The 14,617-nt window shown below is 33.6% G+C and carries 13 protein-coding genes and 1 pseudogene; 10 read left to right on the top strand and 4 right to left on the bottom strand.

What is annotated here, in order from left to right:
• The first annotated feature begins 1 nt into the window (after position 1).
• The 9 genes and pseudogenes from ABWU65_RS01075 (at position 2) to ABWU65_RS01035 (ending at position 6,868) form a co-directional block, all read left to right on the top strand.
• The gene (locus ABWU65_RS01075) at positions 2-802 is read left to right on the top strand and encodes a baseplate J/gp47 family protein (RefSeq protein ID WP_019236497.1); all 801 of its coding nucleotides are present in this window, start codon (positions 2-4) and stop codon (positions 800-802) included.
• Entirely contained in the window at positions 802-1,962 is a 1,161-nt protein-coding gene (locus ABWU65_RS01070; protein WP_019236496.1) for a phage tail protein, read from the top strand. The genes ABWU65_RS01075 and ABWU65_RS01070 overlap by 1 nt, the downstream gene beginning before the upstream one ends.
• A gap of 167 nt (positions 1,963-2,129) precedes the next feature.
• Positions 2,130-2,834: an ankyrin repeat domain-containing protein gene (locus tag ABWU65_RS01065; RefSeq protein WP_019236495.1), complete on the top strand. Its 705-nt coding sequence runs from the start codon at positions 2,130-2,132 to the stop codon at positions 2,832-2,834.
• A gap of 31 nt (positions 2,835-2,865) precedes the next feature.
• Positions 2,866-3,339 (top strand): ankyrin repeat domain-containing protein, encoded by a 474-nt coding sequence (locus ABWU65_RS01060; RefSeq protein WP_353280112.1) that lies wholly within the window; start codon positions 2,866-2,868, stop codon positions 3,337-3,339.
• A 4-nt stretch (positions 3,340-3,343) separates the two neighbouring features.
• Positions 3,344-3,778, top strand: a complete 435-nt coding sequence (locus ABWU65_RS01055) for a DUF2924 domain-containing protein (RefSeq protein WP_264685592.1) — start codon at positions 3,344-3,346, stop codon at positions 3,776-3,778.
• The gene (locus ABWU65_RS01050; protein WP_264377332.1) at positions 3,772-5,235 is read left to right on the top strand and encodes a recombinase family protein; all 1,464 of its coding nucleotides are present in this window, start codon (positions 3,772-3,774) and stop codon (positions 5,233-5,235) included. Before ABWU65_RS01055 ends, ABWU65_RS01050 begins: the two co-directional genes overlap by 7 nt.
• A gap of 473 nt (positions 5,236-5,708) precedes the next feature.
• Positions 5,709-5,861: a hypothetical protein gene (locus ABWU65_RS01045; RefSeq protein WP_019236491.1), complete on the top strand. Its 153-nt coding sequence runs from the start codon at positions 5,709-5,711 to the stop codon at positions 5,859-5,861.
• Positions 5,858-6,226 (top strand): transposase, encoded by a 369-nt coding sequence (locus tag ABWU65_RS01040; RefSeq protein ID WP_350224514.1) that lies wholly within the window; start codon positions 5,858-5,860, stop codon positions 6,224-6,226. The genes ABWU65_RS01045 and ABWU65_RS01040 overlap by 4 nt, the downstream gene beginning before the upstream one ends.
• A 34-nt stretch (positions 6,227-6,260) precedes the next feature.
• Positions 6,261-6,868 (top strand): annotated as a pseudogene (locus tag ABWU65_RS01035) (transposase).
• Positions 6,869-6,932: 64 nt separating this feature from the next.
• Here ABWU65_RS01035 and ABWU65_RS01030 read toward each other — a convergent pair.
• Positions 6,933-8,297: a hypothetical protein gene (locus tag ABWU65_RS01030; RefSeq protein WP_019236490.1), complete on the bottom strand. Its 1,365-nt coding sequence runs from the start codon at positions 8,295-8,297 to the stop codon at positions 6,933-6,935.
• A 611-nt stretch (positions 8,298-8,908) separates the two neighbouring features.
• On the opposite strand from ABWU65_RS01030, the gene ABWU65_RS01025 reads away from it, so the two are divergent.
• Entirely contained in the window at positions 8,909-9,415 is a 507-nt protein-coding gene (locus tag ABWU65_RS01025; protein WP_019236488.1) for a DUF1543 domain-containing protein, read from the top strand.
• A 244-nt stretch (positions 9,416-9,659) separates the two neighbouring features.
• Here ABWU65_RS01025 and ABWU65_RS01020 read toward each other — a convergent pair whose 3' ends face one another.
• The 3 genes from ABWU65_RS01020 to ABWU65_RS01010 form a co-directional block, all read right to left on the bottom strand.
• Positions 9,660-10,478 (bottom strand): hypothetical protein, encoded by an 819-nt coding sequence (locus ABWU65_RS01020; protein ID WP_019236487.1) that lies wholly within the window; start codon positions 10,476-10,478, stop codon positions 9,660-9,662.
• Between the two features lie 519 nt (positions 10,479-10,997).
• A complete protein-coding gene (locus ABWU65_RS01015; protein ID WP_353280004.1) occupies positions 10,998-12,242 on the bottom strand; it encodes an ankyrin repeat domain-containing protein in 1,245 nt (414 codons plus the stop codon).
• 96 nt (positions 12,243-12,338) lie between these two features.
• A complete protein-coding gene (locus ABWU65_RS01010) occupies positions 12,339-14,483 on the bottom strand; it encodes an ankyrin repeat domain-containing protein (protein ID WP_353280003.1) in 2,145 nt (714 codons plus the stop codon).
• Positions 14,484-14,617 lie beyond the last annotated feature (134 nt).

Here is a 14,617-nt window from a genome sequence, read left to right as displayed (position 1 = left end):
GATGGAGCAGCCTAACATTATTGAGCCACTGAACTTCGAAGAAATTCTGTCTCGGATGAGGGAAGAATTGGTGAAGCGTGACGCAAGTTTTACAGCATTAGTTGAAAGTGATCCAGCGATAAAGATTCTGGAGGTAGCAGCATGGCGAGAACTTTTACTCAGACAAAGGATAAACGAAGCTGTAAAGGGTAATTTACTGAAATTTGCAACGGGAGAAGATCTTGATAATTTGGCTGAGTTTTATGGAGTGGAAAGACAAAAAGAAGAAGAGGACGAAAGATTTAGAAAGAGGGTAAAAGCAAAAATAGTGGGCTCAAGCACGTGTGGAAGCAAAGAACACTATCGATATCATGCACTGTCAGCAGATAGTAGAGTAAAAGATGCACTAGTGGAATCAACTATACCAGGGAAAGTACAAATTTCAATCTTATCAACACAATTATCCACAACTGGCATAGTGTCAGAAGAGCTACTAGAAATTGTAAAAAAGCAGGTTACTAGAGATGATATAAGGGTTTTAACAGATACGATAACAGTAATTGGTTGCAATATTACGGAAATAGATATTCACAGCAGAATGAGCATAAGTCCTGTAATATCGAAGGAGGAAATCAAGAAGCAGTTTATTGAGAAGTTTGAAGCAAATAGAAGGCTGGGATGGAATGTTACAAGATCATGGATAATAGCCAATTTATTTGTAGATGGTGTAGAAAACGTAGAATTAATCGAGCCAAAAGAGGATGTTGTAGTATTGGGGAATGAGTGTGCTGCCTTAAGAAATTTAAAGATTGAGTTGAATTAATGTTACTGCCACCAAATGCAACAAAACAAGAAAAAGCGCTAGTAGATGCAACAGATTATAGGGTTGATCCAATCAGGATAAGAGGGTTTAAATTTAGATTAGAAGAAAGAATATTACCTTGGTTAATCGAAGAATATGGCCTAGAAGAAATTCTACGCTGGGCAAAAGACAAAAGAAGAGCGATAAAAGAAGGGGTAGAATTTCGGCGTTTAAGAGGAACCCCAGAATCACTCAAAATAGCACTAAAGTGGGCAAATATAGAAGATATTACAATCATTGAGGAGCCACCTGGAAAACATTTTTTTGAACTGCAGATAGGGATAAGGGATGTTCCAAATAACTTTTTTGTGGATGCAGTAGTAGAACTTGCAAAACTATCGTTACCAGCAAGATCGCGGCTAATGAGGATTTTCAATGATCACTATAACGTTGATAGGTTTATTTTAGATGAAAGTTTATTTGGAAGTTTGTTATCAGACTACTCTGGTATAAAAGTTGAAAAAAATGGGCCAGTGTTATCGTTTGGAAGAATAAATTTTTTCAGTTCTAGAGGTCCGTTAGTAGAGATTGTAGACAACTATTTAAGAGAGCATTATGAACAAGCATTTAGTAATGACATATATCGGTTGAATGTAGCAGTGCTTGGGGAAACAGAGCCTCACACAAAGGATTACAAAGGCATTTATGAAAGAAGTCATCAGTGGTATAACTTAAAAGCCCTGTATCCTCTAACTCAAAGCTTATTACCATCGATTAAATTTGCAAAAGCGCAGATTGTACTGTCAGATAGCTGGAAATTAGGAGAAATAAATAGCTGTTTTCCAGTTGGTAGAATAGAAGAAGAAGGAAATAAATTTGTATTGGGAAACGATAAACTTTCAGGGCAACGTTGGAATTTAAAACACAAGCCAATTTTAGAAAGGTTTAGCGTTACTCACCACTACAAAATAGAAAACTATACAGATCAGAAGATTACAAAATATGGTTTGGCAGAACACAACGTTTACTATAAAAATGATTTGGATTCAGAGCAAAAAGACTCAATACACGAATTAGAAAATTACATTTTAGTATTTTACCCAGGAGTACTGAAGTGGCACGAACATAGACATTTGCACAGAAGTTGGAAAAATAGTCAAGTAATATGTCTAATAAGTTAAGTACTTATATTTAGATCCTCATATATTATATTAATAATAGGTAAAAGTGTATGAAATAAAAAGAAAAGGACTTGCTTTCTCATGCTAAAACGGACATGACTTGAATAGCAGCAGGTAAACATAAGAAATTTATCTGGCGCTGGAAAAGCTAATTTTGTGAGGTAAGTATGAAGTTTAGCAAGAGTAAGTTTTTTAAAGAAGTATCAAATAACGGGTTTAAAAACATTAATAAAAAAAATGAAGAAGGAGAGACGATCTTGCACCAAGCAGTAGAAATCTCCGATTACAAAACAGTGAGATTATTAATAAAAAAAGGAGCAGAGGTTAATGCAAGAGACAAAAATGGTTATACACCTCTGCACTGTGCAGTATTCGCAAAAAGTTTAGAAAATGTAAAAGTGCTACTAAGGGAAGGAGCAGAAGTAAATGCCACTCAATATGTCACTGGATGTACGCCACTCCACTCTGCATGCAAAATAGGAGGAGTTGAAATAATAAAAGAGCTAGTAAAAGCAGGAGCTGAGGTTAATCAACTGAATAAATATGGTGCAACACCAATGTATTACATTTGGGAAAGTGAAAAGTATCGTCTATGTGATAGCAAAGAGAGTGAAAAGGCGAGCAAATTTCTGAGAGAAAAAGGTGGAGTAACAAAAAGTAGAGAACTGACATGCTATGGAATAGAGAGGCTAGTGGGAGAAATAGCAGACATGTTGAATGGGAGTTATTTACCAGAGCTAAAAATAATAGAGATAGGAGAAATAAGGAAGAAAGATAAGTCACTAATAAAGGAAGAATGTAAAAATTTAGCAAGCGAGATAATGAGCCAAGTAAACGAAATGATAGATGAGGTGGTGAGAAGGAAAGCTTAAAAAAAAGGTCAAAGAAAAGGTGAGGTAAATTATGTTAAAGCTTGGCAAATTTAATAAGTCAGCAAAAGAATTATTAGAGAACTCATATGAAAATATTTATGAAAGAGACAAGAAGGAAAGAACAGCTCTGCATTATGCAGTAGACGCAAAAACAGTGAAGTTGTTAGTTGAAAAAGGAGTGAATGTGAATGCAGCAGATGTGAAAGGATACACAGCACTGCACCTAGCGGTAACGGAGAAACGTCTAGAAATCGTGAGAGAATTGATAAAATCAGGAGGGAATGTAAATGCGGAAGAATATGGAAATAAATGCACACCGCTGCACCTTGCATGCATGATAGGCGAAAAAGAGATAGTGAAAGAATTAGTGAAGGCTGGAGGAGAAATAGAACAAGCGGATAAATTTGGAATGACAGCAATGGATTATGCGAAAAACAGTAAAGAGATCACTGAAATATTGAAGAAAGAAATAGACAGAATTGAAAAGCTATTTATGAAGGGCTAAAAATATGGAGAAAGAAATAGAAAAGAAAGTAATGAATTTAGAGAGAAAACCTTTGGGTGAGCTGAGAAAAATGTGGAAGAAGGTATTTGGGGAAGAGGCACCTAAACATTCAAAGAAATATCTGATACTGAGACTAGCATATAGAATGCAGGAGGAAGCGTATGGAGAAATGTCAAGAAAGGGGACAAAAAGACTAGAGTATCTGGCAGATCGGCTAGAGAAGGGAAAAAGAATAAGTAGCGATAAATTACCAGTAGAAGGGACAGAGCTAATATTAGAGAGAGGGGAAGAAACGCATGCGGTAATGGTAACAGATAAGGGTTTAATCTACAGAGAAGAATTTTTTACGTCATTGTCAGCAGTAGCAGGGAAAATAATGGGAATGAGCTACAACGGGCCGCTTCTATTTGGAATGAGAGATAAGGAGAAAGAATGCTGAAAGAGGTAAGATGCGCGATATATACAAGAAAATCAAATGAAGATGGTCTAGAACAAAAGTTTAATAGTTTAGATGCGCAGCGAGTAGCATGTGAAAAGTACATAAAGAGCAGAGAAGGCTGGGTAGCATTGGCCAAAAGGTACGATGATGGAGGTTTCTCAGGAAAGAACTTAGAAAGACCAGCGATAAAGGAATTATTTGAAGATGTCAAAGGAGGAGAGATAGACTGTGTAGTGGTATATACGCTCGATAGGCTCTCAAGAGAAACAAAAGATAGTATAGAAGTGACATCATTTTTTAGAAGGCATAGAGTAAATTTTATAGCAGTAACGCAGATATTTGACAATAATACGCCAATGGGAAAGTTCGTACAAACGGTGTTATCAGGAGCAGCACAACTAGAAAGAGAAATGATAGTAGAAAGGGTAAAAAATAAAATAGCAACATCAAAGGAACAAGGTTTATGGATGGGAGGAACTTTGCCGCTTGGATATGATGTAAAAGATAAAGAATTAATAATAAATGAGAAAGAAGCAAAGACGGTGAAACATATATTTGAGAGGTATATGGAGCTGAGATCAATGGCAGAATTGGCAAGGGAGTTAAACAGAGAAGGTTATAGAACAAAATCAGATATCTTTAAAAAAGCGACAGTAAGGAGAATAGTAACAAATCCAATATATGTGGGAAAAATCAGACATTATGAGAAAGAGTATGAGGGAAAGCACGATGCGATAATAGAAGAGGAAAAATGGCAAAAAGCACAAGAATTGATAAAGAATCAACCATATAGAAAGGCGAAATACGAGGAAGCGTTGCTAAAGGGAATAATTAAGTGCAAGAGCTGTGGTGTAAATATGACACTAACGTATGCAAAAAAAGAAAATAAAAGGTACCGATATTACGTGTGCAATAACCATTTAAGGGGAAAAGGTTGTGAATCAATAAACAGAACTATAGTAGCGGGAGAGGTGGAAAAAGAAGTGATGAAAAGAGCCGAATGCTTATATGGGGATGGAGAAAATTTAAGCTTCAGAGAACAGAAAGAAGCAATGAAAAAATTAATAAAGGGAGTAATGGTAAAAGAAGATGGAATAGAAGTGAGTTCAGAGGATAAGGTGGAATTTATACCAATAAAAAAGAAAGGAAACAAATGTACAGTAGTAGAGCCAGAAGGAAAAACAAATAATGTACTACTGAAAGCAGTGGTAAGAGCTCATTTGTGGAAACGGCAACTAGAAGAGGGAAAATACGAAAGTGTGAAGGAGCTGAGTGCCAAAATTAATATAGGTACAAGACGTATACAGCAAATTTTGAGGTTGAACTATTTAGCACCAAAGATTAAAGAAGACATAGTAAATGGGAGACAGCCAAGAGATTTGAAATTAGTTGATTTGAGAGAAATACCGATGCTGTGGAGTGAGCAATTGGAGAAATTTTACGGCTCAGCGTCGTAACGTTTATAAAAACAACAATATGAAAAAACATCGAAAAAAGTATGTACCAGAAAATTAAAAAAGGTTATTGCAAAAGGAGCTACTACAAAGGGCCACACAAAAAGATGTTGAAATTGATATAGAAGAGCAAATAAATGTTACAAAATCAATTATGTAAAAATATCAATATAAGTGATGAAGATTTTAGCATATCGGACACAACAGTGATAGAAAATGTATCCAATTTTAGCTGCATATTTTAATAGTAAACCTGGAGTATAAAAGGCAGCTCAGCCAATTGTATGTTCCATATCCTCATTTTGTAGCCAGCTTAAAAACAATATAAAAGAGTATTCTTAGAAGACATTGGTACAATTTCCTTAATCTATAAATTATAGTAGTTTGTATTTAAATAATAATCGGGAGTGTTAAACAAACTGTGTCAAACCAAGAAATGATGTATTTTAGTTAATATAAAAACGGAGGTTTTACACATGAGTGAAAAAATAGCAAATAACTATGTTGGGTTAGTAAATTATCAAGAGTTAGAGTCAAATATCCTGTCATCTATACGAGAAGGTAGGCCACTTACCGGAAGAGATGGTACCATTGATAAAGAAGCTGCTAGAGGCAAGTTTAGAAGGTGAAATGGAGAGCCATCTATCAAATAATAGGAACGAAGAAAACAATCGCAGAAACGGCAAAAACTCAAAGACTTTACGAACAAGTATTCGAGCTGCTAACACCAAGAGATAGAGAAGGAAGTTTTGAGCCACAAATAGTCAAAAAAAGACAAACAAGCCTGCATTCTGAACTTGAAACAAAGATCTTGAGCATGTTTGCCAGCGGTATGGGATATAGAGACATAATGTCACACGTCGAAGAAATTTATGACAATAAGGTATCGGTTGCTGAAATATCCAGTATTACTGATAAATTATTGCCAGTGATTAACGAATGGCGCAGTCGTCCTTTACAGGCAGTTTATCCGATAGTTTTTATGGTTCTTTAAAGTAAAAGAGGACGGACGATGTGTAAGCAAGTGCATGTATAATATATTGGGCATAGATCAGAATGGCAGAAAAGAGGTATTAGGCTTCTATTTGGCTGAAAGCGAAGTTCTGGTTAGGTGTGCTAAACGACCTCAAGGAAAGAGGTGTAGAAGATATTCTAATAGCCTGTGTTAAAAAGTTTTCCTACAGCTATAAACAGCGTCTTTCCTAATACAGAAATGTATAGTGCATCAGATACGCAATTCATTGAAGTATGTGGCTAGCAAAGATACAAAGAGCTTTTTAAGTGATTTGAAGAGGGTATATCAAGCACCAAGCAAGGAAATTGCTGAGAATTATCTACTAGAACTGGATGAAAAATGGGCCCTACGGTTATAAAATCGTGGCAGAGTAACTGGGAAAATTTGTCTAGTTATTTCAAGTATTCTGATCCAATGAGGAGAGTAATTTACACCACTAATCCAATTGAGGGGTTGCATAGACAAATTAGGCAAGACCAAGGGCTCATTTACCAGTATAAATGCTTTGTACAAGCTGGTATATTGTGCTATAAAAAAGGTGGAAGAAAAGTGCTGTACGTATTAACTATGTCCCAGCTCGACATTTTCTTTCCTGATAGATTGAAAATTGAGTTGAATTAAAATGTGGTTTGACACAGTTTATTTAACACTCCCTAATAATCTTCAACTTTTTTAGCAAATTAATCTACCTAGAAACTTCTCTCCTAGGATCAGAAGTCCTTCTTAACTCTTCACGTTCTGTCCATTTGTTGTTAGACTCGCTTATTACTTCAGGACGCATTAATCCACCAGATCTAACAAAAAAACCTCGGTTTATAGCTTCAATAACTGATAAACCTCCCAATAAGCAATTTTGTCCTATTTCTTCATTATAACTTTCTATGTCCTCCAGTAGATCTTCATCACTCACTTCTACTCTTATCAAGTTTTTATTTGTTTCATGAGGATATAATCTAACTTCTAATTCTCCCAAACTAGTATAGAAAGTTAATACCACATCACTACCTTCTGTAAGATCTACATAATTTCTTTTTTCTCCTCTATTATCAATTTTTACTGTACTTTTTCCTATTTTTAATATGTGAACTCTGAGTCCTCGATCTATTATTTCTTGATTGGCTATGATTTTTATGGGTTCAATTATACTAGTTTGTGGATATCTTATATAAAAGTAGATATTATCAATCTCTACTTCTAATTTGTCTTGAGTTTGCTCGCTCTTGTTTACAACACACTCATATGCTATACCCTTTAACTTTTTTTTCATTTCTTTATACTGTTCAATGAGATATTCATCAAATTGTTTATAAGAATTGTTATCTATAAAAGCAGTGGTCGAATATCTTATCCTATCATGATAAAAGAGGCTCTCTTTTACTTTTCCTCCTTTTTGTAATAAACCATGAGCAATCTCTCTTATGATATCCAAGTTGTAGTAATCTTCTTCATCATCGTCAGAAGAATCATAGGGCTTCATTTCAGGAGCTACAGTGCGGGAATTTATAAATACAATATTATCGAGAACACCTGCGATTTCTTTAAATATTAAATTTACTATAACCTCACCATCATTATCACAGTATGAGTTTATTCTTATCCCTCTCTCTAAATATTTATCCGTTATGGATTTAATATATTCTAAAGCACTTTTTGTATTAGCTTTGCTTTTAGCATCTTGCATTTCTTTATAAAACTCACTAATCAGCTTCCTTTCATTTTCAATTAAAGTTACTTCTTGCTCAATTAAGAGTGAACTTTCTTCAAAGAAAAAGGTTTGCTGACTATCATCTTTTGTTTGGTATGGATCATCTTCTAACTGTGAGTGCGTGTTACTAAAATTATGATTGTTTAGATCTTGCAACACAAATTCAGCGCATTCTTGAGCAAGCTTTTTATTTTTTATATCATATTCATCTGTATTTTCCGCTTTACCTTCAAGGATTTTTTTGTCATCACTTCTGTCTTGCCAATAGTTAATTACTAATGGCCCTTGATTTTGATGTACTAAGTCGTTAGAATTCTCTTTACTATTTAATTTAACCTCACTCATATATATGTGTATTACTTACCTACCTATTAAAGTGTATTATAATACATATATAAATCAATAAATTTATATTAGACCTCTTTCATAACTCATATGGATAATTCCAATTTTTTTTTGCCTCTCTATTGATATTTCTGTTCCATCTACTATCCATAACCTGATACTCTACATTCGAATCTAATAGCTCTTTTTCTTCCAGAAGTGTAAATGTTTTATTAACGTATCCTCAATCCAACCGATAACAGGCACTTTAGCTTATTCCATACCAATATGAAATATGTCACGCAAATATTCTAGCGCCATTAACAAACATGCATTGTTTATTTGGTTTTCCTCCTCTTGCCTTTTTCTTACTCCATTAAAATTTCTGTTATTTTTTCGAATGTTTTTCTTTTTACTTCTGTTAATCTTCGAAACTCCTCTTCATCTAGGTTACTTATTTGTTCAAATTTCATACCTTCACTAATATTACTTTTGGTATTATTTCCTCAGTTATGCAAGAAGTCTAATCTATGCCTGTTTTACTTCATCATCTAAAAATTCTTAATTTTTGTTGATTTTTTAATGAACAGACTTAGTATGATAAAGAGAATAAAAGATAGGAGGCATGTATCATGAAAATATTTGTCATATATGTTGGAGGTAAAACTGAAACCTCTTTAATCGAGCTACATGATATATTTTTTGTAGTAGCAGAAAAGATCGAAGATACTTATGAAGAAGTAAAAGCAAAATGGTGGGGTGTAAAAAAAGGTTTCCATATTGATGCTTGGGGTATATTAGAAAGTGCTGAAGATTATAATATTACCTTAACGAGACAACCTACCCACGTTGAAGAAAAGCTTTATTTTGTCAACCTTGGTGGTTACGATAGTAAAAAATTTACGGAGTTGCATAAAAATGTATTTGTTATTGCAAAGAATGAATCGAAAGCTAAAGTGAAAGCACTACGCCAAATACTTAATTGGGAATCACATCATAAGGATTACCTGTATGAAGTTGAAAATTGTTGCTGTGTGAACAACGTTACAGAGAATAAAGAACTTTATATTCACTTAGAAAAGACAGATAAACCTAAAGAATTTGAATTTACCTGTAAATATACACCATTATCTAATTAGTATTGCTATAATAGCGTAAAGAATTCTGTCCATAAAAAATCTATTTCAATTGTTTCCTAGCTTGATTGATTAAACAGTGTAATACTACAGAAGAAAAATTCATCATACTCCAAAAATCATAAGCATCGGAATAACTTTTTTAGAAATTATCTTAAGTTATTAACTTAACAAGGCATTCCATACAAAAAAACACGAAAGGAAGGTAAAAGATGACCCTCCCTTCTGCTTGACTGTAAAGCTTTTGTTAACAAACTTCTGGAACCACTTGCTGTTTAGCTATTTCTGAGTCAGGGTTATCTAGCTTATCACTAGGATTAAATACTAAATATATAATACCACTAGCAATAGTTTCTATTATTAAAAACGTAGCTACTGCAGCTATAGCCAATATTGATAATTCAACACCGGCAGCAAAACATCCACCACTAACTACTAATGCAGCTATAAAACCATAAACACTACCAATCATTATTGATCTATTAATAGTTTTTACTGTGTCTTTCTGAGGATATTTGTCACTATTCTCTCTTTTGGATATATTACTTTCAATTTTAAAAGTATCTTTCATACCTTCATTATTAGCTATATTTTCTTCAGCTTTAGGTATGCTACTTTCGGGCGCTAAAGGCTGTTTATCACTTTTGTGACTACTAGATACGTTCTTTGTAAGTATTTCTAGCCAACCATCAATTTTAGTTTTTTGCTCTTCATTCTGCTCTTGATTTTTTAATGTTTCTAAAATCTTCTTAAGTTTTGTATGATCATATTCTTCTATACCAACAAAAACTTCTTCTAACACACTATTATCTTGAGCTACATCTAAAATAACTTTGATTATTTCCTCAAAATCATTGAAATTCATAGCATAGGCAAGGGGTGTTAGATTATACTCTATACCATTTGATAACTTTTGAGTTATACTTGCATTAGTAAGAACTTGCTGTAAATCCTGCTTTGAAACGTCTTTAAGAATAGAAAAAATATCCTCTTGTTTTTCTATTGCAGTCTTTAACTTATCATATAATTCTTTTTGCTTTCCTGTTAAATCTTTATACTGTGGCATATCAAGCTCTTCTATTAAAAATAATAATATACTTTAATTATCAAATATTTTAATAAAAAAGTCAAGATTTTATATAAGATTATTAATAGCCACTTTAGATTGATTAGTATAGAAACATACTAAAAATTAGCGCCATAAAAATCTTGAATGTTTACTTTTTAAAAAACATAAAAAAGATCGTATATTTTTGAGAACTTTTTACGTAAAAGCGGTGTTATGAAAATAAAAGTTTGAAATCTTTGCAACAAAGCTAAGCAAATTAGTTCGTATGTAAATATGGCTGAAACAAGCTAATATAGCTGACTTTGCAATGTAGTAAAATTACTATAAATAAAAGTTCGTATGGCACACTTGGTAGACCAACCCATCCCAAAAAAACTTGTTCTCGCGTATGCTGATTGTGGTTATTAGAAACAGCTAGATCACTTAAATTTTTAACACTAATTAGTTTTAAATTAACACAAAATTTATGATAATTTTCTACTTTAAATAGATAAAGTTTTTCTCCCGTTATCCTTCTCAAACTCTACTGAGAAATTTACTTGATCCAGAGTGCTGGTGTAATGATACATCCGTCACTTTTGTAGTACTTAACATACTTGCAATTCCCATACGTCCAGTTTCTCTAGCAAGATCTAAAGGTGTTTTGCCATTATTATCTTTAACTTGAGTATTGGCACCTCTATTAATTAGAAACCTTGCAGTGATTTCTTTAAAATACCCATCAACACCAGCAGTATAGTGTAGCGGAGTCAAACCATTTGCATCAATTTCATTAATGCTTACTCCCTTATTTAAGAATAGCTCTATAATATTAGGAGTTGTGCGTCCTCCTCCGCGAGCGGCAAGATGTATAGGCTTTTGACCATCAACAGTTTGAGCATGAATATCAGCCCCTTCATCTATTAGCAGTTTTACAGCCTCCAATTCAGCATGTTTAGCAGCATAATGTAGCGGAGTTAACCCATTTGTATCAGTATCATTAATACTTACTCCGCTGCTTAAGAAGCACTTTACAATATTAGCAGTATTAGCAGTTTTGTATCCTCCGCGGGCAGCAAGATGTATAGGTTTTTGACCCTTAATGGTTTTAGCATGAATATTAGCTCCTTTATTAAGTAGAAATTTTGTAAGATCTAAGTGATCAAATCGAGCAGCATAGTGTAGTGGGGTTAAACCATTTTTATCGGTATTTTCAATGCTTACTCCCTTACTCAAGAACAAATCTATAATATTTACGCGCCCTGCGTAAGCAGCAAGATGTATAGGCTCTTGACCACAAGTATTATTAGCATAAATATTAGCCCCTTTATCAATTAGAAATTTTGCCACTTCTAATTTATTCTCGGATGCAGCATAGTGTAATGTGGTCCTACCAATTTCATCAGCATCATTAACACTCACTCCCTTGCTTAATAAGAACTCCACAATATTTTTATGACCTCCAATGATAGCATCATGTATAGGTTTTCTGCCACCAATGCTATTCTTAAAATTAATGTTAGCTCCTTTGCCTACAAGAAACTTTACAGTATCTAACTGACCATATCCAGCAGCAAAGTGTAGTGGTGTACTGTCATTACTGTTAACATCATCAATACTTACTTTTTTGCTTAACAAAAACTCTATAATATTATTACGACCAAACTTGGCAGCTGAATGCATAGGCTTTCTGCCACTTACATCTCTAGTGTGAATACTTGCTCCATTTCTAACAAGCTCTTTAACCTTACTAAGGTTGTTTTGTTCTATTGCATTATGCATAAATCCTCCCAAAATATTATACTACTACTAAAATAATAAAATAAAGCAAGATGTTTTTGAAATAGCAAAGCCAATATCTTTCGCTTCATTTTTTGCTCATAAATTTAATATCTCCTCACGCTGACTTTTCCTTGATTCTTGTACTTTATCTGCCCAAGTTTTAGATGTACTATGAGATTGACTAGGTTTTCCATACCTTTTAAAATACCCCTGCTCAATAGCATCATAAACCGAATATCCACCAAGTAAACAATTCTTACCTAATTTTTCTCCACAATTTTTTAATTGCTCTAGCAGATCTTGATTATTTACTTCTACCCTTATTTGACCTTCATTTTGCTTATCAGGATATAATCTAACTTCTAACTCTCCCTGACTGGTAGGGAAAGTTAACACTATATCACTATTATCTGCAAGGTTAGTGTAATTCCTTATACCATTTTCTGTTATAATATCCACCTCGCTTTTTCCGATCTTTATTATACTTCTTCTATATCCTACCTCTTTCTGATTTAGCTCTAGATCTCTTACTTTATCTGTGATCATTGCAACATTTATTGTGCTATCTTTTGAATATTCCAAATAAAGAACAGAGTTATCCATTCTTACATCATTCAGCTTATTATTGGCTGCACTTCTTGCAATTTTAACAAGTTTATAAGCATTATCGACGTAGCTCGCATAAGCATCAAAGATATTATTTTTATGATACTTAAATTCTAATTCCAGTTCGTTAATTACATTAATACTATTTTCATTATACAATACTGCCCCTGCTGATACCAAATTATACACTATATCACTAGCAACTTCAGAATTCCTTTTTAACTTATTTAACTCACCAATTCTTTTTATCACATAATCTGTGAAACTATACCAGTTACATGCAATAGGGTCTTCTGGAGAAAAGTCTTTGTTAAAATTTAGCCGCACTCCAGATCTGATTGCCTCATCTACAACTTTTTCTAGTTTGTCCATATCTTCAGCTTTAGATACCCTGTCTAAAAAATCATCTAATTTTTTCTTTTGATCTGGCATTAAATGGTGCCATAAAACGAGGGGACGTTTTTCCTCTGCTATGCAATGAGGTACATCACATGATGCACCTGCCTTCAAAAATAAGTCTCTTATTTCTGCACCAATAGCTTCATTAACATCAGAAATACCTGCGTTACAATAACAAATATCATCAGCGTATTTAAGAAATAACGCTCCCCAAATATTTAATACCACTTTTAGGTCTAGGTTACTCTTATGTTCATCTAAAAACTTTTTTACAAGCTCTTTTAATTTATTTAAGGCAAAAAAATCTGAATGATTGAACCAAATGTTGCATAATTCTTGTTTCAATTCCTCTTGTTCTTTAGTTAAAAGAAGCCCTGCCACATTGTAATGACCATTATCAATTGCAACCTGTTGTGGAGTTTTTCCTTGTCTATCACATATATTTGGATTAGCACCTCCCCGAAGTAGTGAGCTTACACCTTTACTATTACCACTAGCAGCAGCATAGTGCAAAGGCGTCTCTCCTTCGATGTTTTTTGTGTTGGGATCTGCTCCTGCTGCCAAGAGCAAACTTACAGCTTGATCTTCCTGATTGCGACCCACTTCATATATATGAGCCCCTGAAACCGCATGCAGTACTGTTGCATCAGATTCCCCTCTTTTAAGGTTAAGAACAACTTTTAGATCCGGATTGCTTTTATTATTTTTTAAAAATTCTTCAAGCTCATAAACACCACCATTATCATAATCAAAGGGAACACTTTCATCATACCAGTCTAGATACTTTAAAATATTTAGTAGCTCTTTGTTTAACTCCTCTTCACTTTCTGTAAGTTTATGTTCTTCAGTAAACCAAACACACACTTGTTTACGTAATGAATCTCGACTATCCATCAAAGATGGTGGCACCATATTATAACTTTCAAATGGCGAAATGACTGTTTGAGTCCACCAAGAATCACCCTGATTGTATATTTCATCTATCTCACTCTCTGAGTATCCTCGCTTTCTTAAGGTTTCTAACGGATCATTACACAGAACTTGTGATAGATGTTCTGATTTAATTAACTCATATTCATCATCAAATAGTTCATCTGTTTCAAAATACTCTTGCTCAAGATTTAATTTATAAAAATACTCTTGCTCAGGATTTAATTCATAATTTAGTTCTTGTGCGTTAGTTTGTTTATTACCCACTGGCAAGATATGTTCCACAGATTCTTTAACCCCAACCATACTCCCCTCCTAGTATAGATAAATAATATATTGTATATAATATATAACATGAGTCAAGCTAATTTCAACATAATATTTTTATTATTTTGCAATGTTTGAGTTTTCATAGAAGATCAGCAGTCCATATGGCAAAA

It is taken from the genome of Wolbachia endosymbiont (group B) of Silvanus unidentatus (genome assembly GCF_964028615.1).
Classification (GTDB): domain Bacteria; phylum Pseudomonadota; class Alphaproteobacteria; order Rickettsiales; family Anaplasmataceae; genus Wolbachia.
Note: the sequence above shows the minus strand (reverse complement) of the source record. Positions and strands in the feature narration are given on the sequence as shown.